Annotated in this window: 19 protein-coding genes; 4 read left to right on the top strand and 15 right to left on the bottom strand. The window is 71.9% G+C overall.

Annotated elements, in window-relative coordinates; all coding sequences use genetic code 11:
* Window positions 1-17 precede the first annotated feature (17 nt).
* From IH25_RS0114950 to IH25_RS0114935, 4 genes are all read right to left on the bottom strand, one after another.
* Window positions 18-707, bottom strand: coding sequence for a response regulator transcription factor (locus IH25_RS0114950; protein WP_030609071.1), 690 nt, complete (start codon window positions 705-707; stop codon window positions 18-20).
* On the bottom strand, window positions 704-1,855 hold the full coding sequence (locus IH25_RS0114945; protein WP_030609069.1) for a sensor histidine kinase: 1,152 nt from the start codon (window positions 1,853-1,855) through the stop codon (window positions 704-706). Before IH25_RS0114945 ends, IH25_RS0114950 begins: the two co-directional genes overlap by 4 nt.
* Entirely contained in the window at window positions 1,852-2,373 is a 522-nt protein-coding gene (locus IH25_RS0114940; RefSeq protein WP_030609067.1) for a CcdC protein domain-containing protein, read from the bottom strand. Before IH25_RS0114940 ends, IH25_RS0114945 begins: the two co-directional genes overlap by 4 nt.
* A 684-nt stretch (window positions 2,374-3,057) precedes the next feature.
* Window positions 3,058-5,181: a DNA gyrase/topoisomerase IV subunit B gene (locus IH25_RS0114935; RefSeq protein WP_030609065.1), complete on the bottom strand. Its 2,124-nt coding sequence runs from the start codon at window positions 5,179-5,181 to the stop codon at window positions 3,058-3,060.
* 441 nt (window positions 5,182-5,622) lie between these two features.
* Here IH25_RS0114935 and IH25_RS0114930 point away from each other — a divergent pair, with 441 nt between their 5' ends.
* The gene (locus IH25_RS0114930; protein WP_030609063.1) at window positions 5,623-5,853 is read left to right on the top strand and encodes a DUF7455 domain-containing protein; all 231 of its coding nucleotides are present in this window, start codon (window positions 5,623-5,625) and stop codon (window positions 5,851-5,853) included.
* A gap of 99 nt (window positions 5,854-5,952) precedes the next feature.
* Here the strand turns inward: IH25_RS0114930 and IH25_RS0114925 are convergent, their stop codons facing one another.
* From IH25_RS0114925 to IH25_RS0114895, 6 genes are all read right to left on the bottom strand, one after another.
* Window positions 5,953-6,813 carry a serine protease gene (locus IH25_RS0114925; RefSeq protein WP_030609061.1) on the bottom strand — a complete coding sequence of 287 codons (861 nt, stop codon included), beginning with the start codon at window positions 6,811-6,813 and terminating at the stop codon, window positions 5,953-5,955.
* A 140-nt stretch (window positions 6,814-6,953) separates the two neighbouring features.
* Window positions 6,954-8,498 carry an RNA polymerase sigma factor gene (locus IH25_RS0114920; protein WP_030609056.1) on the bottom strand — a complete coding sequence of 515 codons (1,545 nt, stop codon included), beginning with the start codon at window positions 8,496-8,498 and terminating at the stop codon, window positions 6,954-6,956.
* A gap of 436 nt (window positions 8,499-8,934) precedes the next feature.
* Entirely contained in the window at window positions 8,935-9,822 is an 888-nt protein-coding gene (locus IH25_RS0114915) for a FadR/GntR family transcriptional regulator (RefSeq protein ID WP_078844249.1), read from the bottom strand.
* Window positions 9,823-9,984: 162 nt separating this feature from the next.
* Window positions 9,985-12,786, bottom strand: coding sequence for an ABC transporter ATP-binding protein (locus IH25_RS0114910; protein WP_030609049.1), 2,802 nt, complete (start codon window positions 12,784-12,786; stop codon window positions 9,985-9,987).
* A gap of 255 nt (window positions 12,787-13,041) precedes the next feature.
* Complete coding sequence (locus IH25_RS0114905; protein ID WP_030609046.1) at window positions 13,042-13,800, bottom strand: NUDIX hydrolase; 759 nt, start codon at window positions 13,798-13,800, stop codon at window positions 13,042-13,044.
* Window positions 13,801-14,423: 623 nt separating this feature from the next.
* Window positions 14,424-16,007 (bottom strand): DUF4192 domain-containing protein, encoded by a 1,584-nt coding sequence (locus tag IH25_RS0114895; protein ID WP_030609040.1) that lies wholly within the window; start codon window positions 16,005-16,007, stop codon window positions 14,424-14,426.
* Between the two features lie 153 nt (window positions 16,008-16,160).
* Here IH25_RS0114895 and IH25_RS0114890 point away from each other — a divergent pair, with 153 nt between their 5' ends.
* On the top strand, window positions 16,161-18,326 hold the full coding sequence (locus IH25_RS0114890; RefSeq protein WP_030609036.1) for a RecQ family ATP-dependent DNA helicase: 2,166 nt from the start codon (window positions 16,161-16,163) through the stop codon (window positions 18,324-18,326).
* 318 nt (window positions 18,327-18,644) lie between these two features.
* Window positions 18,645-19,265 carry a hypothetical protein gene (locus IH25_RS0114885; protein ID WP_030609033.1) on the top strand — a complete coding sequence of 207 codons (621 nt, stop codon included), beginning with the start codon at window positions 18,645-18,647 and terminating at the stop codon, window positions 19,263-19,265.
* Window positions 19,266-19,919: 654 nt separating this feature from the next.
* On the opposite strand, the gene IH25_RS0114875 is transcribed toward IH25_RS0114885, so the two are convergent.
* From IH25_RS0114875 to IH25_RS0114865, 3 genes are all read right to left on the bottom strand, one after another.
* Entirely contained in the window at window positions 19,920-20,549 is a 630-nt protein-coding gene (locus IH25_RS0114875) for a hypothetical protein (RefSeq protein ID WP_078844248.1), read from the bottom strand.
* Between the two features lie 68 nt (window positions 20,550-20,617).
* Window positions 20,618-21,319 carry a ribonuclease HII gene (locus IH25_RS0114870; RefSeq protein ID WP_030609014.1) on the bottom strand — a complete coding sequence of 234 codons (702 nt, stop codon included), beginning with the start codon at window positions 21,317-21,319 and terminating at the stop codon, window positions 20,618-20,620.
* Between the two features lie 81 nt (window positions 21,320-21,400).
* Window positions 21,401-22,024: a TetR/AcrR family transcriptional regulator gene (locus IH25_RS0114865; RefSeq protein ID WP_030609011.1), complete on the bottom strand. Its 624-nt coding sequence runs from the start codon at window positions 22,022-22,024 to the stop codon at window positions 21,401-21,403.
* 182 nt (window positions 22,025-22,206) lie between these two features.
* Between IH25_RS0114865 and IH25_RS0114860 the strand changes: the two genes are divergently transcribed.
* Entirely contained in the window at window positions 22,207-23,757 is a 1,551-nt protein-coding gene (locus IH25_RS0114860) for an MFS transporter (RefSeq protein ID WP_030609008.1), read from the top strand.
* 383 nt (window positions 23,758-24,140) lie between these two features.
* Here the strand turns inward: IH25_RS0114860 and IH25_RS0114855 are convergent, their stop codons facing one another.
* Both IH25_RS0114855 and IH25_RS0114850 read right to left on the bottom strand, forming a co-directional pair.
* On the bottom strand, window positions 24,141-25,046 hold the full coding sequence (locus IH25_RS0114855; protein ID WP_030609005.1) for an ADP-ribosylglycohydrolase family protein: 906 nt from the start codon (window positions 25,044-25,046) through the stop codon (window positions 24,141-24,143).
* 12 nt (window positions 25,047-25,058) lie between these two features.
* A complete protein-coding gene (locus IH25_RS0114850; protein WP_030609003.1) occupies window positions 25,059-25,718 on the bottom strand; it encodes a histidine phosphatase family protein in 660 nt (219 codons plus the stop codon).
* Window positions 25,719-25,816 lie beyond the last annotated feature (98 nt).

Below are 25,816 nucleotides of genomic sequence, written 5' to 3'. Positions count from 1 at the left end.
CCGGCCATGATCTCGAGTCACCGGGTGGGCGGCTTCGCCAGCCCCTTGCTGTAGGCGTACCGCACGGCCTGCGCCCGGTCCTTCAGGCCCGCCTTGGCGAAGAGGTTGTTGATGTGGGTCTTCACGGTCGCGGTCGACACATGCAGTCTGCGAGCGATCTGCTGATTGCTGAGCCCCTCGGCGATCAGCACCAAGACCTCGCTCTCCCGGGTGGTCAGCCCGTCGGGCGCCTGACCGGCCGCTGGTACGGGCTCGGGCTCCGGTCGCGACAATCGCTCCAGCAGCCGTCTCTGGACGCTCGGCGACAGTCCCGCGTCGCCCGACAGCACGCTGTGCACGGCACGCACGATCTCGTCACCGCCCGCGTCCTTGGTCAGATACCCCCGGGCGCCGGCCCGCAACGCGGGAAACAGCGACTCGTCGTCCGAGAAGGTGGTGAGCACCACGACCTGGGTCCCGGGGTACTGCGCCCGGATCCGCCGGGTGGCCTCCACGCCATCACAGCGCGGCATCCTCAGATCCATCAGGACGACATCCGGCGCGAGTTCACCGACCAGCCGCACAGCCTCCTCGCCGTCGCCCGCGGCTCCCACGACCTCCACACCGGGAAGCAGCCCCAGCAGCATCACGATGCCCTCACGAACCACGGTCTGGTCGTCGGCGACGACCACCCGCGCGATCTTCTCCTGCCCCTCCGTCTCTGTCATACGGGCACCTTCAGTGTCACCACGAACCCTTCTCCGACCGGCCCCGCGTCCAGCGAACCGCCCAGCAGTTCGGCGCGCTCTCGCATGCCCAGCAGACCGTACCCGCCTCCGGATCCGTCGAGTTCGCCCGGCCGGCCACCCGAATCCCGGACGTTGAGGGTGACTTCGTGCTCGCTGTAGTCGAGCCGGACATCCACTCTGGCGCCATGAGCATGCTTGCGGACGTTCGTCAGCGCCTCCTGTGCCACCCGCCGCACGGCCTGGGACGCCTCGGCCGACAGGGGTCTGCGTTCACCCGTGACGGTGACCTCGGCGCCGTCGGCCGTCCGGGCGAGTTCGGTCAGGAAGTCCTCCAGCGGGGTCAGCTCGCCGCGCAGCGCGGACAGCGCCTGCCGGGTCTCGGCGAGTCCGTCCCGGGCCATTCCCCGGGCGGCCACCACCCGCTCCAGGATCCGTTCCCGGTCCGCTCCGTTCTCGATCAGCAACCGGGCCGCCTCCAGGTGCACGAGCTGCGCCGAGAGGCTGTGTGCCAGTACGTCGTGGATCTCCCGTGCGATGCGGGCCCGCTCGGCGAGCGCCGCGGACTCGGCCTCGGCCTCACGGGCGGCGCGCTCCTGGGCGAGCAGCCGCTGCGCATTGCCCCGGGCTTCCGCGTCCAGCCGCAGGACGTACCCGGCGAGGGCCAGGCCGGCCACGGTCGCGGCCGCGGTCAGCCAGGCGTCGTCGGTGAACGCGGAGTATGAGGCCAGCGCCGCCGTCGCCACGGGGACCGCTGTGCCGAGCGGCAGCCGTTCCAGCGCGCTGACTCCGCAGCCGCACCAGATGACGAGGGCCGGCCCGTTGAATCCCGTCGCCTCGGCGGTGGCCGCGATGCCGAGGAGCACCCCCATGAGCGCGAGGGACGGCACCAGCCGGTGCTCGTAGGTCGTCCGGAAGAAGGCCCAGGAGACGAGAGCGGCGAGGGCCACCCCCGCCGCCGCCGTGAGCGCCCCCCACGGGCCGACGTGCCGCTGGCTGAAGGCGGCCCACAGCAGCATGGACAGCACCAGCAGGCGGACCGTCCAGGCGAGCAGCCGCCGGGGCCGGCTGAGGCCTATAGGGCCGAGCGCTTCGCGTGACGGCCAGCGCGTCCAGGCGTTCTCTGTCACACGCGCTCCTTCCAGGCCGACGGGTTGTCGCCACCGTATGCCGGGGCAAGGCGCCTCGCTGGGGCGAAGGACTGGGCCCGCCAGGCCAGGATCCCGCCGCGGACCAGCAACGTGCCGGCGAGGCCGAGCATCAGCGCGGAGCTGTCCTGACGCAGGCCGAGTGCGGCGCCGAAGGCGAAGACACCGGCTCGCAGGGCTATGCCCACGGTCCATACGGCGATGCTCGCCTTGGTGCTCTTGGTCCACACGGTGCCGTCCGGCGCCGTCCAGAGCCGGGTGGTCCAGCCCCAGCCCACGCCGGTGGCCAGGCCGATGACGAGTTCGGCCGTGAGCAGGGCGGCGGATTCCGCGCGGTGGTGGGCGTCGAGTATGCCGGGTTCGCGCAACGCGATGACGACGAGGACCACGGGCAGCAGCCACCAGCGCCGGTCCGTGGCGATCGCGCGGGCACCGAACTGCCTGGCGATCACGACGGCGACGACGGCCACGATCGCCAGCGCGTTGACGAGCCCGGACATCCAAGCCTCCGTGAGCGGGAAGGGGGGTCGGAGCGAGCGCTGCCGACGCCTTCAAAGCTACGGAAATTCGCAGGTCGGCTGATCGGACCCGGGGTGGATCACGGGTGGAAACCCAGAGCGGCCCGCCTCCACCCACGGGTGGAGAAACGCTCCGGGTCGGAGGCTGGGGAGGCATCGGGGCCGGAGGGAAGGGGACGGAGGCGAGGGAAGGCGGACGGGGCGACGGGCGGAGTGAGAGCCGCGTGGGGCCCTGCGGCGCGGTGCGCTGAGGTGCGATGCGTGGGCGCGGGGACGCGGAGGTGCGGTAGGCAGGGGTGCGGTGGGCAAGGGCCCGCTGACCAGGTGGGCGGGGCCAGGACGGAACGGGTGCGAGCAGGACGGAGGCCGGCGGCGACACCTGCGTTCCTCGTCGGCGGCTCCGCCCGTCGAGCACCCGACCGCACAGCGCCCGACCCGACAGCAGGCGGCCCAGGCCGGTCCGGCACCGGCACCGCCCCGCCTCAGCCCTGACCGTGCACCCACGGCCCCAGGCGGGCCCCAGCCGCTCCCGGCCAGGTCCCGCCCACCGCGCCAGCCGGTCACCGATCGATCCGGCCGGCCAGCCGCTCCCATCCCGTCGGCCGGGCCGCTCCCATCCTCGGCCCAGCCGCTTTCGCACATGTCGGCCGGCGCCCGGCGCGGCGGCTACGCGTCGATGCGGGACCGGTCCAGCGTCGCGGCCGAGCTGGAGATGAACTCCTTGCGGGGAGCCACGTCATTGCCCATCAGCAGGTCGAAAACCTGTTCGGCGGCCTCCAGGTCGGAGAGGTTGATGCGGCGCAGGGTGCGGTGGCGCGGGTCCATCGTGGTCTCGGCCAGCTGGTCGGCGTCCATCTCACCCAGGCCCTTGTAACGCTGGATGGAGTCCTTGTACCGGATGCCCTTGCTCTGGAACTCCATGAGCTTGTCGCGCAGCTCGCGGTCGGAGTACGTGTAGACGTACTTCTCCTGGCCCTTCTTCGGCTGGATCAGCTCGATGCGGTGCAGCGGCGGCACCGCGGCGAAGACCCGGCCGGCCTCGACCATGGGCCGCATATAGCGCTGGAACAGCGTGAGCAGCAGGCAACGGATGTGCGAGCCGTCCACGTCGGCGTCGGTCATCATGATGATCTTGCCGTACCGGGCCTGGTCGATGTCGAAGGTGCGGCCGGAGCCCGCTCCTATGACCTGGATGATCGCCCCGCACTCGGCGTTCTTGAGCATGTCGGTCACCGACGACCGCTGCACGTTCAGGATCTTGCCGCGGATCGGCAGCAGGGCCTGGAACTCGGAGTTGCGCGCCAGCTTGGCCGTGCCGAGCGCGGAGTCGCCCTCGACGATGAACAGCTCGCTGCGGTCGACGTCGTCGCTGCGGCAGTCGGCGAGCTTGGCCGGCAGGGAGGAGGACTCCAGGGCGGTCTTCCGGCGCTGGGCGTCCTTGTGCTGGCGGGCCGCGACCCGGGTGCGGGCGGCGGCGACCACCTTCTCCATGACGACCCGGGCCTGGGCGGCGGCGTCACGCTTGGTGGCCGTCAGGAACGCCTTCAGCTCGCTGCCGACCACGTTGTTCACGATGCGGCGGGCCGCCGAGGTGCCGAGGACCTCCTTGGTCTGCCCCTCGAACTGCGGCTCGGCCAGCCGGACCGTGACGACGGCGGTGAGACCCTCCAGGGCGTCGTCCTTGACGACGTTGTCCTCGGCCACGCGCAGCAGCTTCTTGGCGCGCAGCACGTCGTTCAGCGTCTGGGTGAGGGCCTGTTCGAAGCCGGCGACATGGGTACCGCCCTTGGGGGTGGCGATGATGTTGACGAACGACCTGACCGTCGTGTCGTAACCGGTCCCCCAGCGCAGCGCGATGTCGACGCCCAGTTCGCGAGTGACCTCGGTCGGTGTCATCTGGCCGTGTTCGTCCAGAACCGGGACGGTCTCCTTGAAGGTGCCCTTGCCCGAGAAGCGGAGGATGTCGCAGATCGCCTTGTCGTTCGCCAGGTACTCGCAGAACTCGCTGATGCCGCCGTCGAAGCGGAAGGACTCCTCCCCCTTGCTGCCGCCCTCGCCGAGGCCGAACTCGTCGCGGACGACGATGGTCAGGCCCGGGACCAGGAACGCGGTCTGCCGGGCGCGCTGGTGCAGGTTCTCCAGGGAGAGCTTGGCGTCCTTGAGGAAGATCTGGCGGTCGGCCCAGTAACGCACGCGCGTGCCGGTGCGCGTCTTGGGGATCTTCTTGGTCTTGCGCAGGCCGCTCTTGGCCTCGAACTTCGCTTCGGCACCGTCGGCGGCGAAGGCACCGGGCACGCCCCGCCGGAAGCTGATGGAGTGCGTGTGGCCACCCCGGTCCACCTCGACGTCGAGGCGGGCGGAGAGCGCGTTGACCACGGAGGCGCCGACGCCGTGCAGGCCGCCGGAGGCGGCGTAGGAGCCGCCGCCGAACTTGCCGCCCGCGTGCAGCTTGGTCATGACGACCTCGACACCGGACAGGCCGGTCCTCGGCTCCACGTCCACGGGGATACCGCGGCCGTTGTCCCGCACCTCCACGGAGCCGTCGTCGTGCAGGATCACCTCGATGCGGTCGCAGACACCCGCGAGGGCCTCGTCCACCGAGTTGTCGATGATCTCCCACAGGCAGTGCATGAGACCGCGGCTGTCGGTCGAGCCGATGTACATGCCGGGGCGCTTGCGCACGGCTTCCAGGCCCTCGAGGACGAGCAGGTGCCGCGCGGTGTAGTTGGAACCGTCGCGGTCTGCTCCTGCCAGCAGCGCTGTGGACGGCACGGACGTCTCGGCGGTCACGCGGTTCGCTCCTCGCTGAATTTCAGATGGCCCCCTTCTGGGTAAGGGGGCGGCTTCGGTCGCCGCTCAGAGGGTACCGAGCCCTGGTAGAGCCGGTGTAACGCCACCCTCGTCGGCACCTCACACTAGTCCAGCCTCGCATGCTTGTTCGATCCCTCGATGGAGTGAAGCACATATCACGTTCCCTTTGGGGCATGAACCATTTAGGCTCCGGGCACGTCCTCATGAACAACCGGCAACCCAGCCGGGAGGACGAGACAGCAAGAGAGCGCGAACCCGTAAGCACCCAAGACACGCAATACGGCACATTCGCCGCCAACGGGCAACACACGACCGTCCCCGGAAAAAATTTTTCGCGGAAAGGCCACGAGCGGGAACGTTTTCGGGCTGGTTGGATGTTGACCCTGGTACGACAGCTCGTCGAGCTAGAGAAGAGGCGACGTGACTACTGTTCTGACCCCCGCGAGCCCGCTGACGGCCGCCGATCGCTGCGACCGCTGCGGCGCCCAGGCATACCTGCGCGTCGTCCTGCTCAGCGGCGGAGAACTGCTCTTCTGCGCCCACCACGGTCGCAAGTTCGAGCCGGAACTCAAGAAGATCGCCGCTGAGATACAGGACGAGACCGAGCGACTGACGTCCGTTCAGGGCCCCGCTTCCGAAGAAGAGCGCTGAATCTCGCACACACGACGAGCCAGCCCCGGCACAGGCCGGTGATCGGGCGGCCGTTCCTCACCAGGAGCGGCCGCCCGTGCTCATACCCGCTCGAACGCGCTAAGAGCCGCCAGGAGGCCGTTTGCGGGCCCCTGTGGCCGGCTCCAGCGCTCGTACGATCCCGGAGACACGCGTGTAGACGCCGGGGTGCTCCGGGCGCCCACAGCCGCTTCCCCACGACACGAGGCCGATGAGCCGTCCCGCGGCCACCAGCGGGCCTCCGCTGTCCCCCTGGCAGCCGTCCGGCCCTCCGGCGACCTCGCCGGCGCACAGCATCGTGCCGGCCCGGTAGGTGCCCTCGGGGCCGCCCGGGTAGGCCGTGGCGCACACGTCGTCGGAGAGCACGCGTACGTGTGCGGCCCGCAGTCGCCGCGCATAGGCTCCCTCGCCGGTCGTGTCGCCCCAGCCGGACACCAGTGCCTGCGTGCCGGGCCGGTAGGCCGGGTCGCCCTCGCCGGCCATGGTGATGACCGCGCTCCGCGGCAGCGGCCGGGCGAGCACGACGACCGCGAAGTCCCCGGAGTTGGTCGCGAGGTCGAACCGGGGGTTGAGCCGGATCTCCCGTACGGCGATCTCCTCGCCCTGCGATGACAGCAGGTCGGTGCGGCCCGCGATGACCTTGAGGTCACGCACCCGGTTCGGCGGCACCCCGAGGGCTTCCTCGCTCAGACAGTGGGCCGCCGTGAGCACCGTCGTCCGCCCGATGGCCGCGGCTCCGCAGAACTGCCCCGCCCGCGCTCCGCCGAACAGGTCACGACTGGCCAGCGCGACCGTCCACGGGGCTTGGGAGACGTCTATCGGGAAGCCCCCCACGACCACGCCGCCGGCGGCTGCGGGGGCCGCGCCCGCCAGCGGTACGGCGGCCATGGCAGCCGCCAGGGCCAGCGGCCGGACCAGTGCCCGGGTAAGGGAACGGCGCATGCATGCTCCTCACTCTCAGGTCTTCCTGGGGGACCCAGAGTGATCCATCGAGCGGGATCGCGCAGCACGAAGGCCCGGCTCCCACGAGGGGAACCGGGCCTTCGCCGTCGTACTGTGCGACCTGGCGGAGCCGTCGCGGCCTAGTCCAGGTAGTCGCGCAGCACCTGGGAACGCGACGGGTGGCGCAGCTTCGACATGGTCTTGGACTCGATCTGACGGATGCGCTCACGCGTCACGCCGTAGACCTTGCCGATCTCGTCGAGGGTCTTCGGCTGGCCGTCGGTGAGACCGAAGCGCATGGAGACGACGCCGGCCTCGCGCTCGGACAGGGTGTCCAGCACCGAGTGCAGCTGCTCCTGGAGGAGCGTGAAGCTGACCGCGTCGGCGGGCACGACGGCCTCGGAGTCCTCGATGAGGTCACCGAACTCGCTGTCGCCGTCCTCGCCCAGCGGGGTGTGCAGCGAGATGGGCTCACGGCCGTACTTCTGGACCTCGATGACCTTCTCCGGGGTCATGTCGAGTTCCTTGGCCAGCTCCTCCGGGGTGGGCTCGCGGCCCAGGTCCTGAAGCATCTGGCGCTGCACGCGCGCGAGCTTGTTGATGACCTCGACCATGTGCACCGGGATACGGATGGTGCGGGCCTGGTCGGCCATGGCGCGGGTGATCGCCTGACGGATCCACCAGGTGGCGTACGTGGAGAACTTGTAGCCCTTGGTGTAGTCGAACTTCTCGACCGCGCGGATCAGACCCAGGTTGCCCTCCTGGATGAGGTCCAGGAACAGCATGCCGCGGCCGGTGTAGCGCTTGGCCAGGGAGACCACCAGACGGAGGTTGGCCTCCAGGAGGTGGTTTTTGGCGCGGCGGCCGTCCTCGGCGATGATCTCCAGCTCGCGCTTGAGCTTCGGGGCGAGCTTGTCCGCGTTGGCCAGCTTGTCCTCGGCGAAGAGACCCGCCTCGATGCGCTTGGCCAGCTCGACCTCCTGCTCGGCGTTGAGCAGGGGGACCTTGCCGATCTGCTTCAGGTAGTCCTTGACCGGGTCGGCGGTGGCGCCGGCCGCGGCGACCTGCTGCGCGGGCGCGTCGTCCTCGTCCTCGTCGGACAGGACGAAGCCCGCGGCCTCGGTGCCCTCGGGCTCGTCGGCGACCTTGGTGTCCTCGAGGACCTCTTCTTCGAGGAGCTCGACGTCGTCCTTCTTGGCGGTGGTCTTCTTGGCGGCCGTCTTCTTCGCGACGGTCTTCTTGGCGGTCGCCTTCTTGGCGGCCGTGGTCTTCTTGGCCGCGGCCTTCTTGGCGGTTGCGGCATCCTCGGCGGAATCGGCTGCGGCCGCGGCGGTGGGTGCCGCGGGGGCGGCCGTGGTGGCGGTGGCCTTCCTGGTGGTCACCGTCTTCGCCGCGACCGTCCTGGTGGCGGTGCGCTTGGCCGGGCTCTTCGCTGCGACGCTCTTGCGGGTGCGCTTGGGCTCTGCGGCACTGACCATCAGCGTCACACCCTCTTCCTCAAGAATCTGGTTGAGGCTGCGCAGTACGTTCTTCCACTGAGTGGCCGGAATCTGGTCAGCTTCGAAGGCCCGACGCACATCGTCGCCGGCGATCTGCCCCTCAGCCTTTCCCCGCTCAATGAGCGCCATGACAGAGACGGACTCGGCGATCTCCGGCGGGAGCGTACGGGATGTGCTGGCCGACACGAACAACCTCTCGGAACGTTGGAAAACGGCTTCCGGCACCGTCCACTGCGGACAGGAGCCGACCACCGGCCTGGGGATGGGCCGACGGCGCGGGCGGGGGCCGGGAAGTTGCACAGCGCCATGCACGGCGTCCGTATTCCCTCCGCGGCTATCACCTCTTAGGTCATCGCGCTGTCTCCACGAGCGTTACGCCCATTCTGCGTGGCCCGAGTCACACCCCGTAAGTGGTCAAAAGCGGTCAGACGTGTACAGACGAGATCATTAGTGGTCGCCATCCCGGTCGGGCCCCGTCGGCAGGGGGCCTGCCGCATCGCCGGACTCCGCCGGACTCCAGAAGGTCCGGCGAGGTCCGGCGGCGGCCCGTACCCGGGCCCGGCGCCGCCGCGAGCACCACTGGGACGTCACACACTGGCGACCGCACCGCGTCCCTCGCGGGTCAGTGCTCGCGCGGGGCGGGGACCACGCGCTCCACCTCGGGGAGGACCGTCAGCAGCTGACGCATGGCCGTCTCCGCCGCCGCGGCGTCGCCGGTACCGAGGGCGTCGACGATCCGCGCGTGCTGGGCGAGGGACGTCTCGTTGGGGCGGTCACAGGCGGTGACCGGGCCGCCGGAGACCTGGAGTGCCGCCGAGACGATGCCGGAGAGGTGCTCCAGCATGCGGTTGCCCGCGATCTGGATCAGCAGCGAGTGGAACTCGGTGTCCGCGCGCGCGTAGGTGAGCGCGTCGCCCTGCGCCATGGCGTGACTCATGATCTCGACCATGTCGCACAGGCGCTGCTGCACCTCCTCGCGCCCGTGTCCGGCGGCGAGGCGGGCGGCCAGCGGCTCGATCGTCCAGCGCAGTTCGTTGAGCTCCCGGCGCTGGTCGTCGCGCTGCGGCCCGAAGGCCCGCCACTCGATGATGTCCGGGTCGAGGAGGTTCCAGTCGCTGACGGGACGCACCCGCGTGCCGACGTTCGGGCGGGCGCTGACCAGGCCCTTGGCCTCCAGGACCCGGAGCGACTCGCGGACGACGGTGCGGGAGACCTCGAAGCGCTGGCCGATCTCCTCCGGCACCAGCGGTCGGTCCGCGCCCAGATCGCCGGAGACGATCATCTGTCCGAGCTGCTGGACGAGTTGGCCGTGCAGCCCGCGTCCGCGGTTGGCCGCGGCCCGCCGGCCGACCCGGCCCAGCTCGGGTTCCCCGCCGTCCCAGGCAGGTGCGCCGACGCGGTCGGCCACTGGGCCTTCGGCGTAGGGGTAGCGGTCGAGTTCGCCCGGGCCGACCAGACCTGAGTCTGTGGAGCGGGCGGCGGTCATCATGGTGTGCGCAAGGGTACTCACGGATCCTTTGTCGGCGCCGCCTCCAACTCCCTTGAGGTCTTTGGTGAAAAGCACACGAAAGGGTGATCGCTCACCCCGTCGCAATTGACGCCTTATCGGAAAGAAACGGGCTACCTGCGGGGAGTTGCAGGCAAAGCGGGACCAGAAGTGAACGAAGTGTGGTCAGCGCAGCCGGGTCCGCATCGCCGTGACCAGATACGCGCAGAGGAGACCCGCGAGCGACAACGTCAGTGCGCCGCCCACGGGTTGGGCGAGAACCCGCGCGGCGGCGAGCAGGTACCGCTCCCCGCCGAAGGGCCACTGCAGCAGGAAGACCTCCCGCATCCGCACCGGGAAGTCCGCCGCCATGCGCACGGCCGGGCCCTGGAGCGCCTTGTGGACGAGGGGTACGACCAGGACGGGCACGGCGAGGACAGCGGCCAGCCCGGCCGTGGTGGACCGGAACACGCCGGCCGCCAGCACCCCGGCCCAGGAACAGCCGACGACCAGTCCGAACCAACTCGCCGCCATCGAGAGCCAGTCCGCGGGAACTTCCGTCAGCTCCCGTCCGTAGACGATGTAGAGCGCCTCGGCGTCGCAGCCCAGGGTGAGGAAGGCGAGCAGTCCCGCGGTGGCTCCGGAGACGAGCAGCTTCGCGGTGAGCAGCCCCAGCCGGCGGGGGACGGTGCCGCGGTCCGCCGCCAGGGCGGGATGACGGAACTCGTCCCCGAAGGCCAGCGCGCCGAGCAGCCCGGCCCCGAGTGCCGCGGGCGGCAGCGGCAGCTCCCGCGGCCAGGCCGCGAACAGTCGTGCCTGCGGGGTGTGCCCGATCCTGGCGAGGAGTACGGCGGTGAGCGCGGACACGACGAGTACGGCGCCGCAGGTGAGGAAGCCGGTGCCGATACCGGCGGCGCGCCGGATCTCGTAGCGGAGGGGGCGCAGCGGGCTCGCTGCGGGGCGGACGGCGATGGGGGGCGGGAGGGGCGAGCTGACGGCGGCGGTGCGGTCACCGTCGGAGCGGTCGGCGTGGTCGTCCCGTTTCCTCCGGGCGCCGGGGTTCCTGGCTCCCGGAAGGAGGAGACGAGTGCCGGGGCGGGTCGCCGCGGGGGCGGGCGTGTCGTCGCGCTGCGACCCGGGTGCCGACGCGACCGCGCCGGATCCGGTCTCCGGGGTGGTCGCCGAACCGGTGGACCGGCCGTCACTGCCGCTCTCCCCGGCACCGGCCGCGGCCTCGGCCCGCGGCCGGTCGCCGTTGCCGCCGTTCCGGGCGCCGCGCCCGGCGTCGGCGTTCCGGTGCGGCTGCCGTGCGGCTCTTTCCCGCGCCTCGTCCACCGTGCCGTTCGCACCCGGCGCGGTGACGGCATGCGCCGTACCGTCGGCCGGGAGCGCCGCGACGGCCTGAGCCGCGTCGCGCGGTGCAACGCTGGAGGCGCTCACGGGGTGAGCCGGCTCGACACGCCGAGCAGCGCCGTGGGTCCGTCCCGCCTCGGCGTCGTCCGACCGCTGAGCGGCCGAACGGCCGGACGCCCACTTCCCTTCGGTCATCGGGGACAGGTCGGCCACCGCCCCCTGGGCACCCGGAGTCGGCGGCACGGCCGTGGTGCGCTTCCCTTGTCCGGCCGGGTGCCCGGACGCCGTGCCGTCCCCCGTCGAGAGGCCCCGCGCTGGTGTGTGGGGTTCCGGCGTGGACTGGTCCGGGTCCGTCGAGTGGGATCCGGCCGCCGCCCGGCCGGGCGAGGCGGTACGCGGCTCCGTCACCGGCTCGGCGGTGCCTGGTTCCGCAGTCGGGAAGCCGGCCTTCGTGGTCTCGCGTGGGACGGCGGACCTCGCGTGGCGCAACCCCGTCGACCCTTCGCGCGCGCTCCGCCCCGGGGCTTCGGGTGCTCCGCCGAATCCGGCCTCGCGGCCGTCGAGGGCGGATTCCGCCACCGCGTGACCGCGTTCCTCCGGCACTCGGCCGGCCTGGGCGGGTTTCCGCCCCCCGTACGAGACGCCGGCCGCCGCCGGGCGCCGACCCGGCCGGGCCCACCGGTTGGCAGGCGGTGAGTCCGGTGCGGGCGGACGCGGTTCGGCGGGGCGCGTGCCGTCGTCGCCCCCGGCACCGGCCCCCGGCCCCATGTCACCCACTTCGTCGGCGAGTTGGTGGACGAGGATGCCGTGACGGAAGGCGATCTCCCCGACATCGGCGGTCGTGCTGCCGTACACCGACAGGCGGTTGCCGCCCTCGCGTACGACTTCGACGGAGCGGCGGGCAGTACGGGCGTCCTTGGCCAGCAGGGCCGCGAGGCGCGCCGCGTGGGGGCTGCGGACGGCCACTCGCCGACGCAGCCGGGTGCGGGCGAACACCCTTGCCTCCTGGTCGGCGACGAGTCTGCCGCCGTCGAGCGTGACGACCCGGTCGGCGGTACGCGCCGCCTCCTTGGGTTGGGCCGTGGTGAACAGCACCGTGCCGCCTTGGTCGGCATGGGCCCGCAACATGCCGTGCAGCCACTGGGTCTCCCGGGCGGAAAGGCCGTCGGTGGGTTCGTCCAGGACGAGCGTGTGCGGGTCGGGCAGCAGGGCACAGGCGAGACCGAGTCTGCGGTCCATGCCGCGTGACAGCGTGCCGAGACGTTCCTCGCGGAGGCTGACGAGACCGACTACTTCGAGCACCTCGTCGGCCCTCCGCGCGGGAACTCCCGACGCCGCGCACAACATGCGCAGATGACCGCGGACCGAGCGGGCGGGATGGCCCGGCACATCACCGAGGAGTACGCCGACTTCCCGCGCCGGGTGGGCGATCCGGTGCAGGGGCCGGCCTCTGAAGTAGGTGATGCCGCACCCCTGTTGGAGCTCAAGCATGAGTTTGAGCGTCGTCGTCTTGCCCGCGCCGGCGCGTCCGAGGAGCGCGGTGACGTGCCCGGCACGCGCCTCGAAGGAGACATCGTCGACGGCGGGCGGATGCGCCTTGCGGGGGTTGCTGGTCAGTCCGAAGGCCTGGATCACCTGCAGCAAGATAGCGCGACATGTCTGGTTTTTCGGGTATAAGGCGATTTGCGGAAAGGCGCCGTGCGGCCCGCCTCCTCCCTTTTCCGCCGTTCGACGGAGTCCGCACCCGACTCCTACAGCCTGGCGGCGTGCGGGCGACGGGCGGCAGGTGGCAGGCAGACGGGGAGCAGTAAGAGGCCAGGCCGGTAGCGAGTTGCGGGCAGCGGGCAGCGGGCAGCGGGCAGACGATCGCCGGTGCCGCTTTCCCGTGTCTCAGACCTCGGGGCGCAGCATCGGCGGGTTGAGCAGCGTGGCGCCGCCGGCCCGGAAGAGCTGGGCCGGCCGTCCGCCCTGGCGCGTGGTCGTCCCTCCGGTGGGGACGAGGAATCCGGGGGTTCCGGTCACCTTGCGGTGGAAGTTGCGCGGGTCGAGCGCGACGCCCCACACCGCCTCGTACACCCGGCGCAGCTCACCGACCGTGAACTCGGGCGGGCAGAAGGCGGTGGCCAGCGACGAGTACTCGATCTTGGAGCGGGCGCGTTCCACTCCGTCCGCGAGGATCCGGGCGTGATCGAAGGCGAGCGGTGCCACGGGTTCGCCGTCACGGCCGTAGCCGCCCTGCTGGAGCAGTTCCTCGACCGGGGCCCAGCGCGCATTGCTGGCGTCACCGCCGGCGCGCGGTGCGGGCAGGTCGGGTGCGAGCGCGAGATGCGCGACGCTGACCACGCGCATACGCGGGTCCCGCTCGGGGTCGCCGTAGGTGGCGAGCTGCTCCAGGTGGGCTCCGTTGTCCTGGGCCGGGGCAGCGGGGTCGTGGGCGCACAGCCCGGTCTCCTCGGCCAGTTCGCGCGCCGCCGCCTGGGTCAGGTCCTCATCGGCCCGTACGAAGCCTCCAGGCAGTGCCCAGCGCCCCTGGAAGGGAGGCTCGCCCCTGCGTACCGCCAGCGCGCACAGGGCATGGCGGCGCACGGTCAGCACGACCAGGTCCACGGTGACGGCGAAGGGCGGAAAGGCTGACGGGTCGTAGGGCATGCCGCGATCATAGTCGTCTTCCTGACGATAAACACTCCCTCGGCCGCCGCATCGGTGGTGGTCCTGTTTCGTTCCGGAGTGGCGCGCTGAGCCGGGTTCCTTTCGTCGGCTGGTGGCTCGCGCGCGGTCATCTGTCTCGGCCCGCAGGCTCCGGTCCGTGACCGAACGGGATGCGCCGCGCCTCCTTGATGCCGAGCCCCCGCCCCTGGTCCGCGTTCCTGGCGGGGGCTCCGAACAGCCGGGCGAGACGCTCGGTACGGCTCGTGCGGCGGGCCCGGAGCCAGCCGACCCGTGCAGAGCAGGCCGACCGTGAGCAGGCCCGTGCAGAGGAGGTGGACGGTGCCGGCGGTCAGGCGTGGCACGGGCCGGCCGTCCGGAGCCGGGGCAGCGGCCGGGCATCCGCCAGCACGGTTCTCCACCCGGACGCCGGCGCGGAAAACCGGCGTGGCGGCGGGCCGGCGTCCATGACCAGCGGGCCGTCCTCCGTCACCGGGAGACTGTCGCCGATGGCCAGCAGGCCGTCCCCCATAACCGTTCGCCGGGCCGGCGAACGGTGCCCTGTCCCGTTGCCGGGGCCATTGCCGCCAGGGACGCTGCTCGTGCGGGCGCGGGCCGGCGGGTGCTCATTCGTCGTCCTCGGTCCGCGGGCGACCGCCCTCCGACGGCACACCGCCGGTCGGGGTGTCGCCGGGGTCGGTGGTACGCGAGCGCCGGGTGCTCGCTCCCCGGATGCCGGGCCTGGCGGCTCCGGGCCCGGTCGGCCGGGGGCGGGAGCCGGCCGGCCTGCGTCGGTCCGTCTTGGTCCGGGCTGTGGGGCGGTGGTCGTCGCCGTCCGCGCTCCGGGTGCGGCGCCTGCGCTGTCCGGCCGGCCGGGGACCCGGAGCCGGGCCGTCCGCCGGGGTCCGAGGTGCCGGGACCGGGTTCCGCGTGGCTTCGGCGAGCGTCCGCTGCGGCGCCGGATCCGTTTGCCGCGCCGCCCGCACCGGCGCGGTCCCCGTGCTCTGCGTGCTCTGCGTGTTCTCCGTGCTCTGCGTGTCCTGGGCGCGCAGGCAGCGGCGGACCGCCTCCGGGTCGAGCCCCTCGTTGCACGCCTGGTGCAGCAGGCGGGCGAAGAGGTAGTCGGGATCCGCGCCCAGTGCCATGGCCAGCGCCTCGCGCGCCTCCAGTTCGTCGCCCGTGGACCAGGCGACCCAGCCCGCCAGGGTCAGCGGTGCGGCGGCGTGTTCGCTGTAGGGACCGACGCAGCGGCGGGCCAGGGCGCGCCAGAGCCGCAGGGCCGGGCCCGCGACATCCCCTTCCATCCAGGCGGCGGCCCGGTCGCGGGTCGTACGGTCCTGGAGTCCGAGGATGAGGGCCGCCGCCTCGTCGGCACCGAGGAGACCGTCGTCGCGGACGTCCGCCGGATGGGTGCCGGAGACCGGTGCCGCCGCGGCGAAGCGGCGGATGATCCGCTCGGCGAGGACGAGGGTCTCCCGCGCCACCTCCTCGCGGGTCCCCTCGTCCAGGATGCGGGGCACCAGGCTCATGCCCGCCGTGTCGAGGGCGATCTCCTGGTCGAGCGCCGCGGCGGACTCCCAGGGTTGCAGCCTGGCGCGGAGTTCTTTCAGTGTGCCGCGGACCTGGAGGCCGGCGTAGGTGGCCGCCGCGGCGAGTACGGAGGTGCCGGGCAGGCCCATCGGGGAGCCGTCCTCGGGGCAGCAGCCCTTGACCGGGCAGCAGTACGACCAGTAACGCCCGTCCGAGATGCACAGTGCCTCGACGACGGGCACGTCCAGGCTTCCGCACTCGGTGCGCATCAGCTGGGCCAGCCTGGTCAGCCGTCGCTTGACCTCCCGGCCGGACTCGCCGGGGCCCGGTTCCTGGCAGACAAAGGCCACCATGCCCTCGGGCCGGGCGCCGCGCCGCTCGCTGCCGGTCACCAGCCCGCGGGCCAGCTGCCGGGCGGCGGCCTCCCAGTCCTCCTCGTTCGCCGGGATGCCGAGCCGGGCCCGGCCGCCGAACCTGCCGCTGCCTCCCCGGTCGTGCAGGGCGACGAGCACCATGCTGTCCTCGGGGCGGTAGCCGAGCAGGTAGGGCAGGGCGTCGGCCAGTTCCGCGGGGGTGCGCAGGGTGACCTGCGCGGTGTGGTCGGCCGGTCCGGCCGACGGGTCGTGCCCGGAGATGTCGCCGTTTCCGAAGGGTCCGGCGGTTTCGCTGTGATTCGTCATGCGCCGACAATCTCGCGGATTCCAATATTCCGCTTGAGGGCCTGTGGATAAGTCCAATCAGGGACACGACAACCGCGACAGCGCTGCCAGGGTTATCCACAGACTCGGCCCGGGCCCGCCCGGTTGTCGGTGCGGTCCTGTTGTATGGAACGCATGGAACACACGAGCAACGCGGATCTCCGGGCCGAAGCCGATGCCGTTCTCGCCCGGCTCGTCGGGGACGCGACGGGCGCCGCCCGGCTGCGCGAGGACCAGTGGCGGGCGATCGAGGCGCTGGTCGCCGACCGGCGCCGGGCCCTGGTCGTACAACGCACGGGCTGGGGCAAGTCCGCGGTGTACTTCGTCGCGACCTCGCTGCTGCGGGCCAGAGGAAGCGGCCCCACGGTGATCGTCTCGCCGTTGCTCGCGCTCATGCGCAACCAGGTGGAGGCCGCGGCCCGGGCCGGTATCCACGCCCGGACCATCAACTCGGCCAACACCGAGGAGTGGGACGCCGTCCAGGCCGAGATCGCGGCGGGCGAGGTCGACGTGCTGCTGGTCTCGCCGGAGCGGCTGAACAACCCCGACTTCCGCGACCAGGTCCTGCCCAAGCTGTCCGCCGCCACCGGCCTGCTGGTGGTGGACGAGGCCCACTGCATCTCCGACTGGGGCCACGACTTCCGTCCCGACTACCGCCGCCTGCGCACCATGCTCGGCGACCTGCCGTCCGGCGTCCCGGTGCTGGCCACCACCGCCACGGCCAACGCGCGGGTGACCGCGGACGTCGCCGAGCAGCTCGGCACAGGCGGCACGATGGACGCGCTGGTGCTGCGCGGACCGCTGGACCGGGAGAGTCTGAGCCTCGGTGTGCTGCGGCTGCCGGATGCCGCGCACCGGATGGCCTGGCTCGCCGACCACCTCGACGACCTCCCGGGCTCCGGCATCGTCTACACCCTCACCGTCGCCGCCGCCGAGGAGGTCACCGCCTTTCTGCGGCAGCGCGGACACACCGTCGCCTCCTACACGGGCAAGACGGAGAACGCCGAACGGCAGCAGGCCGAGGAGGATCTGCTCGCCAACCGCGTCAAGGCCCTGGTGGCCACCTCCGCCCTCGGTATGGGCTTCGACAAGCCGGATCTCGGTTTCGTCGTCCACCTCGGCTCGCCCTCCTCCCCCATCGCCTACTACCAGCAGGTCGGCCGGGCCGGCCGCGGCGTCGCCCACGCCGAGGTACTGCTGCTGCCGGGCAAGGAGGACGAGGCGATCTGGGAGTACTTCTCCTCCCTGGCCTTTCCCTCCGAAGAGCTGGTCCGGCGCACCCTCGACGTCCTCGCCCGGGCGGACGGGCCCCTGTCGCTGCCCGCCCTGGAACCACTGGTGGAGCTGCGCCGTTCCCGGCTGGAGACCATGCTGAAGGTCCTCGACGTGGACGGGGCGGTGCGACGCGTCAAGGGCGGCTGGACGGCCACCGGGCAACCGTGGTCCTACGACGCCGAGCGCTACGCATGGGTGGCCCGGCAGCGCGCGGCCGAGCAGCAGGCGATGCGCGAGTACGCCACCACCACCGAGTGCCGGATGGAATTCCTCCAGCGCCAGCTGGACGACGAGGGCGCCAAACCATGTGGCCGCTGCGACAACTGCGCGGGGCCGCGCTTCACCTCCGGCCTGTCCCCGGCGGCTCTGGACGCCGCGCGCAGCGACCTGGGCCGCGCCGGGGTGGAGGTGGAGCCCCGGCGTATGTGGCCGACCGGGCTCCCGGCCATCGGCATCGGCCTCAAGGGCCGCATCCCGGCGGGGGAACAGGCTTCCGCGGGGAGGGCTCTGGGACGCCTGTCGGACATCGGCTGGGGCAACCGGCTGCGTCCCCTGTTCGCGCCGCAGACACCGGACGCGGCGGTGCCGGACGACGTGGCGCAGGCCGTGGTCGGCGTGCTGGCCGACTGGGCCCGTGGTCCGGACGGTTGGGCCTCCGGTGCGCCCGACGCCCCGGCCCGGCCGGTGGGCGTGGTCACCATGGCCTCGCGCAGCCGGCCCAGGCTGATCCACTCGCTGGGCGCCCGCATCGCCGAGGTCGGCAGACTGCCCCTGCTCGGCTCGGTGGAATACTCGGGAGACACGCCCCGGCTGCCCCGCAGCAACAGCGCACAGCGGCTGAAAGCGCTCGACGGCGCGTTGACGGTGCCGCCCGACCTGGCGTCGGCGCTCGCCGCGGCCGGCGGCCCGGTGCTGCTGGTCGACGACTTCACGGAGACGGGCTGGACCCTGGCCGTCGCGGCGCGTCTGCTCCGCAAGTCCGGGGCGCATGCGGTGTTGCCACTGGTTCTCGCCGTCCAGGGATGAGTGCGGTCCAGGGATGAGTGCGGCGGCGTCATCCCTGTTCGCGGCTGCCGCGCGGCCGTTCGCGGCGGCCCGCCGGACGGGGCCGCAAAGGGGGCAGGCGTCGATGGCCCAGCCTTGGGGTAGGAGGGATATAAGCCACGCACTACCAGATAACACTCGGCGGCGCCAATTGCTCGTTGCCGCAACCAAGTTCGACAGGAAGAATTGAGGTCCGCTACCCGCACGACTCACCCGTGATCCGGTTGGGCTCCGCTGCGGCGCGCGCTCCCCCGAATCCGACCTCGCCCGCAGTGTGGGCGCGTAGCCGAAGGGAGGAACGTGACCTTCGGATTCGCATCGTCCTCGGCGGCCTCGTTGTCGACGCCGGCGTCCGACACCTCCGCCAGTCGCCTGCTTGAGCCCGCGGAGTGGGCCGCCGCCGGGATCCCTTTGCTGCGCAACCCTCGTGAGGTCGTCAGCGGCCTGCATGCCCGCCACCACCCGAAGCCGCTCACGGCGGTCGTGGCGGTGCTCGACCCGGACGAGCGATTGCGGGCGAGCGCCTCGTTCACGCGCCGTGCGGCCCCGGCCGACGGCTGGATGTTCCGCAACACGCTGCTCGCGCAGTTGCGCCGGGTGATTCCGCACGACCTGCGCCGCCGCACCCCGGTGCGCACGGCGGTCCTGCTCTACTGCCGTGAGGGCGACGCGCGTTGGACCGAGGAGGACGGCGCCTGGATGTGGGGGCTGCGTGATGCCTGCACACTGCACGGGCTGCGCTGCGGGGCGTACATCACGCTGACCCACGACGGCTGGCAGGTGCTCGGCGAGGGACGCGGGGGGCGCCGGCCGAACGCCCACTCGGCCCCGGAGCCGTTCGCCACATCGGAAGCCCCGCCGCTCGCGCCACGCACCGGCGGCCCGGTCTCCGAGGTGCTGAGCCGGGCGGCGGCTCGCTGACCGGCGCGGTACGGGCGGTACGACGGTTCGCGCCACCGACCGGGGGCTGCTGCGGCGCGTCCGGTCGGCGCGCGACGGCCGGCGGCGAAGCGGTGTCCGCGCGGAGCTGTCCCGAGGAGCACCGGCGGACCTGCCTTTCCGAGCCCGGGGAGCCCTGTGCGACCTGCGGAATCCGCCCAACGGAAGCTTTGAGTGGCCTACGGCATCCGTCCGTGAAAGCCCTGAGCGACCCGCGGCATCCGTCCCCGGAAGCCCTGAGCGACCCGCGGGATCCGCCCCGGCAAGCTCTGAGTGACCTGCGGCATCCGCCCCGGCAAGCTCTGAGTGACCTGCGGGATCCGTCCAGGGAAGCCCTGAGTGACCGCGGGATCCGCCCGGTGCGCCCTGAAGACAGCCGCAGTGGTGCGGGCCGCACCGGTGGGGTGCGGGTCCGGCCCGACAGGCATCGCCATGGCGGCCCGGATCACTTCCCCGGCACGATGCCGGCCGGCGCTCCCGGCCATCCCCGGAAGAACGGACCCGGCGGCATCATGGCCGCCGCCTGTCGTGCGGACACATCAGGCCCGTCGTCCGGGCACGCCAAAAGCCGCACCGTGCGGATTCCGCCGGAGCGGCTCCTTCGGCCCCTCGGTGTCCCGAGGGGCCGGACGCGACTCAGACGCCCGCGCCCAGCACCGAGTTGATCTGCTGCGGGTCGCCGCAGACGATCAGCAGGGCACCGGCACGGGAGTGGGCCAGCGGCAGGGCGGTGGCAGCGGCGGAGGCGGGGCCTCCGTTGACGGCCACGACGACCACCGGGCGGGTGGCGGCGCGGGCGGCGACGGCGGCATCCGCGTAGAACACGTCGTCACCGGCGTCGTGCTGCGCCCAGTAGGACGCTTCACCGAAGGACAGTTCGTGTTCGGCCCACGGGTGCTGGGCACCGGTGGTGAGCACGAGCACGTCGCCGGGGGCGCGGCCCGAGTCCAGGAGCAGGTCCACCGCCTCCTCGGCGGCGTCGAGCGCACCCTCGGCCGAAGCCGGGATCAACTGGATCTGCGGGCTCGCCGCGGCGGCGGGAGCGGCCGGACCGGAAGGGCCGGGATTGGCCGGAGCCGCGTCTCGCGGTGTGCGCTGCGCCGGCGGCGTGGGCCGCAGAGGGCCGGGACGACCGGGGCGGGACGGAGCCGCGGGGCGGGGGCCGGGTACGGGGCGGGGGGTCGGCGCGGTGCGGCCGCTGGCCGGCGTGGCGCGGGGACCCTGGGCACTCTCGTGAATCTGAGGCTCCTCGGGAATGAGAGGCATGAGCTGATTTTTATCAAACGTTGGTGCGGCGCGGATGACCGGGTGGCACATCAGTGCGATCGGAACCGTCAGAAATCGAAGCCGAGCTGACCTTCGATTTCCGGAACGCTTCCGTCCGCCCAGCTGCGGACCTTCTTGAGGTGCCGCCACTGAGGCAACGCATCAAGATACGCCCACGACAAACGGTGGTGCGGGGTGGGCCCCCGCTCCGCCAGTGCGGCCTTGTGCACGGGCGACGGATACCCGGCGTTGTCCGCAAATCCGAAGTCTGCATGGTCGACACCCAGTTCGGCCATCATTTTGTCGCGCTGAACCTTGGCGATCACCGACGCCGCCGCTACGGCCACGCACGACCGATCGCCCTTGATCACCGTGCGGACCTGCCAGGGAGCGCCGAGGTAGTCGTGCTTCCCGTCGAGGATCACGGCGTCCGGGCGGACCGGCAGGGCGTCCAGGGCACGGACCGCGGCCAGCCGCAGAGCGGCCGTCATCCCCAGGCCGTCGATCTCCTCGGGGGAAGCATGCCCCAGCGCGTAGGCCGTCACCCATGACCGCAGGATCTCGGCGAGTTCGGTGCGGCGCTTGAGCGTGAGCAGCTTGGAGTCGGTCAGACCCTCGGGCGGGCGGCGCAGTCCGGTGATCGCCGCGCAGACCGTGACGGGACCGGCCCAGGCGCCGCGTCCCACCTCGTCGACACCGGCAATGACCTTCGCTCCGGTCGTGGCGCGCAGGGAGCGCTCGACGGTGTGAGTAGGCGGTTCGTACGGCATGGCGCCCTTAGCGTACGCCGCCGGGATCGACGTGCGACACCCCGGTCTCCCGAGGGATGCGAAGGGCGCCGGAAGGGGCCGTCAGGCTCCGTAGGGCCGCAGCAGCGGAAGCACCAGCTGGTCAACCATGCCTTCAAGGTCTTGGTCGTTCCATTCGCTGGCGCACATCTTCGACCGGTACATCATCATGGCCGGGATGGCGTCGAAGACATAGCCGTTGGCCGCGTCCTCCCGGACCTCTCCTCGCTCTATTCCACGGACGATGACCTCGCGCACCAGCTCGACGGTCGGCTCCACCACACTTCCGAGGATCACTCCCTCGAAGCGCTCCGCCTGCACCTGGTCGCATTCGTGAATAACCGATCGCAGAGCGGCGCCGGGCCGCGAGTACATGATCTGCCGCACCTGCCGGCACAGGGTGAGCAGATCCTCGCGCACGCTGCCCAGGTCCGGGGCCCGCTCCACCCGGGGCAGGCCGGACACCAGGGCGTCCGCGACCAGGTCCTCCTTGGAGGACCAGCGGCGGTAGACCGCCGCCTTGCCGGTGTGGGCGCCGGCCGCGACGCCTTCCATGGTCAGCCCCTTCCAGCCGACCGTGCTGAGCTGTTCCAGAGCGGCGTCGAGGATCGCCCGTTCCAGTACCGCACCGCGCCGGCGGGGGGAAGCCGTTCCGGAGGGCGCGGCCGTACAGCGCGAGGTAACCATCTGTGTTTCTCCAGCATGCGAGGTGAGCGAGGTTTCCGGGGGAGTGACGCGGCGCCGCAGCAATGGGGGACGCGGGCGCGACGCGCGCTTAAGTGAACGCTTGCGTTCACTGTCGGGGACTCACTACGGTGGGCGCGACAGTGAACGCGAGCGTTCACTAACGCCTGTATGGGGAACCCATAGTGACAACCTCTCAGCTTCTCACAGACGATCAGAAATCGGGCGCGGCCCGTCGGGGAGGGCACCCCGGCATCGCACTCACCGTCATCGCGGCCAGTCAGCTCATGGTGGTACTCGACGCGACGATTGTGAATATCGCGCTCCCGCACATTCAAGAAGCGCTCAGCTTCAGCACGACCGATCTGACGTGGGTGGTCAGCGCCTACACGCTCACCTTCGGCGGCCTGCTGCTGCTCGGTGCGCGGGCCGGTGACATCCTCGGCCGCCGCCGGGTGTTCATGACCGGCATCCTGCTGTTCACCTTCGCCTCGCTGCTGGGCGGCCTGGCCCAGGAGCCCTGGCAGCTGCTGGCCGCGCGAGCCCTCCAGGGTGTGGGCGGCGCGATAGCGTCCCCCACGGCGCTGGCGCTGATAACGACCACCTTCCCCGAAGGCCCGGAACGCAACCGGGCCTTCGGCGTGTTCGCCGCCGTTTCGGCGGGCGGCGGCGCCATCGGCCTGCTGGCGGGCGGCATGCTCACCGACTGGCTCGACTGGCGGTGGGTGCTGTTCGTCAACGTGCCCATCGGCGTGCTGATCGCGTCGCTCGCGCCGTTGTACATCAACGAGTCCGAGCGTCATCCGGGCCGCTTCGACCTCGCCGGCGCGCTGACCTCCACGGTCGGCATGGCCTCGCTGGTGTACGGGTTCATCCGCGCCGCGGAGGAGGGCTGGCGGGACGGGCTCACGATCGGGTCCTTCGCCGCGGCCGTGGTGCTGCTGCTGGCCTTCGTCTTCATCGAGAGGCGGGCGAAGGAGCCGATCACCCCGCTGCGGATGTTCGCGGACCGGAACCGCTGGGGCACGTACGTGATCATGCTGAGCCTGGCCGCGGCGATGTTCGGCATGTTCTTCTACATCGTGCTGTTCGTGCAGAACGTGCTCGGCTACAGCGCCATCAAGGCCGGTTTCGCGTTCCTTCCGGTGACGGCCGCGATCGCGATCGGCGCGGGGTTGTCGCAGCGTTTCCTTCCGGTGCTCGGCCCCAAGCCGTTCATGATGGCCGGCGCGGCGCTGGTGGCGGTCGGTCTTGGCTGGCAGACCTTCATCCAGCCGGACAGCACCTATGCGGGCGGGGTGCTGGGCCCGATGCTGGTGTTCGGCTTCGGTATGGGCCTGACCTTCGTGACGGCCACCGTCACCGCCGTGTCCGGTGTGGCCCCGCACGAGGCGGGCGCCGCTTCCGGGCTGCTCAACGCCATGCAGCAGGTCGGCGGTTCGCTCGGGCTGTCCATCCTGACGACCGTCTTCGGGTCGGCCGCCACCGACGAGGGGAAGGAGCAGCTGCCCCGGTTCCTCGCCGGTGCCTCGCCGGAGCAGAAGGCGGAGTTCGCCAAGACGCACCAGATGCCCGCGCCGTGGGGGAACGAGGTGCTGGCCCATGGCATTTCCACGGCCTTCATCCCGGCCGCCGCGATGGCCGTGCTCGCCTTCGTCACCGCCTGGCTGGTGCTGAGGGTCCGCAAGAGCGACCTGGACTCCCTCGCGGGCACGGCGGGCCCGCACCTGGGCTGAACCGGGAGGCGCCGCGCGATGCCGCGGCCGGCCGGACCGCCGCCGGGCGACAAACGGCCCTCGCGGAGATCCGGCCGGCCGCACCCCGCTCGGCAGAGCCCACGAGAGGAGCAGGAGCAGGGCCCGGAGCACGGCGGACAGCAGCGCCCGAGCCGGCCCCCGGCCCCGCCCCGGCGGCACGGCCGGTACCAGCACACCGGATGGCATCTCTCCTCCCCTCCGTCCCCCTCGTGCTCGCCGCCCCGCCGGACGCCCCGGACCCGGACGCAGCGGGCAGCGGATTATCGGGACAACGAGCGGCGGTCACGGAGAGTTCCCAACGAAAACGGAGAGTTTCGATGTGCGGACGCGGGCCCGGCCGGGCTCGCGTGGCGACGGAGCCGTCAGGCGCCGGTGGGCACCCAGTCCGGCAGGGCCTCGGTGCGCTCGGCCCACTCGGCGGGCGGAGTCCCCGCCCTGCCCGCGGCCAGCACCCCGCCCACGATCGCGCAGGTGGTGTCCACGTCCCCGCCGACCTGGGCGGTGGTCCAGAACGCCGTCTCGTAGTCGCCGAGGGACCGTGCGGCGGACCAGAGGGCGAAGGGGACGGTGTCATGGGCGGTCGTACGGCGACCGCAGCCCAGGACGGCCGCAACGGTGACCGCGTCGTCGTAGTCGAGCATGTCCCGGGCCCGGCGGAGGCCCTGGCCGACCGCGCTCTTCGGTACGAGCGCGATGACGCCGTCGAGCAGGGCCTCGGGGGCGGGCGGGCCGTCCGGGGAGCCGGCGAACGCCGCCGCGGCGGCCACGGCCATGGCGCCGACCACGGCTTCCCGGTGCTGGTGGGTGGTGTAGGCCGAGATCTCCGCCTGGTGGGTCGCCTGCTCCGGGTCGTCCGCGTACCACGCGCCCAGGGGCGCGATCCGCATCGCCGCGCCGTTGCCCCAGGACCCCTGGCCGTCGAAGAGCCCGGCGGCCAGCCGGCGCCAGTCCTCGCCCTCCCGGACCAGGCGCAGCAGCCGGTTGACCGCGGGGCCGTAGCCCCGGTCGAAGTCGTGGTGCTCGGCGAAGGAGTGGGCGAGCGCGTCCTGGTCGATGCGCTGGTGGGCGGCGAGGACGGCGACCACCGAGCAGGCCATCTCGGTGTCGTCCGTCCACTGCCAGGGGCCCGCGGGCAGCTCGCGGCGCTTGAGCAGGGGATAGTGCGCGGGGACGAAGAACTGGGAGCCCAGCGCGTCCCCCACGGCCAGTCCGCGCAGGCTCGTCAGAGCGCGCGCCAGGCGCCCGGAGGAAGAGGAGTCAGCGGTCATCGCCCTGCCACTTTATCCGGTGACCCACTGCGGCACCGGCTCGCGCCAGCGTTCGAAGGGCCGGTCGAGTGTGTACTTGCCGTCCTCCCCGAGAACGAGCATCCGCATCTCGGCGTTCCCCGGGTTGGACAGCGACTCGAATTCCGCGACCGTCCAGTGGAACCAGCGCATACAGAACAGCCGCATGGCGAGCCCGTGGGTCACCAGGAGGACGTTCGGAGGATGGTCGGGGGCCTCGAAGCTGCGGAACAGGCTCTCCAGGAAGCCGCCGACCCGGTCGTACACATCCGCGCCGGACTCACCCTGCGGGAACCGGAAGAAGAAGTGCCCGTACGCGTCCCGGTACGCCTTCTGCAGGCGCACGTCGTCGCGGTCCTGCCAGTTCCCCCAGTCCTGCTCGCGCAGCCGGGGCTCCTCCCGGACCCGTATCAGCTCGGGGTCGAGGTGGAAGGCGCGGAGGGTCTCGTGGGTACGGCGGTACGGGGAGACGTACACGCTGACCCGCTCCCGGCCGAACACCTCGCGAAGCCGCTTCCCGGTCTCCTCCGCCTGCCGCCATCCGCGCTCGGTCAGCGCGAGGGCGTGGTCGGGTTCGCGCTCGTACACGGAGTCGTCGATGTTGCCCGTTGACTCGCCGTGCCGGACAAGGACGATGCGCCGTGGTCGTGCCATGCCGAAACCCTAGAGCGTACGGCGGCGCGTCGAGCACTCGTACGGGCTCCATACGGCGTAGGTCACATGAATTCGGCGTCCCGGGCCGCTGCCCGGGA

It is taken from the genome of Streptomyces achromogenes subsp. achromogenes (assembly GCF_000720835.1).
GTDB lineage: Bacteria > Actinomycetota > Actinomycetes > Streptomycetales > Streptomycetaceae > Streptomyces > Streptomyces achromogenes.
Note: the sequence above shows the minus strand (reverse complement) of the source record. Positions and strands in the feature narration are given on the sequence as shown.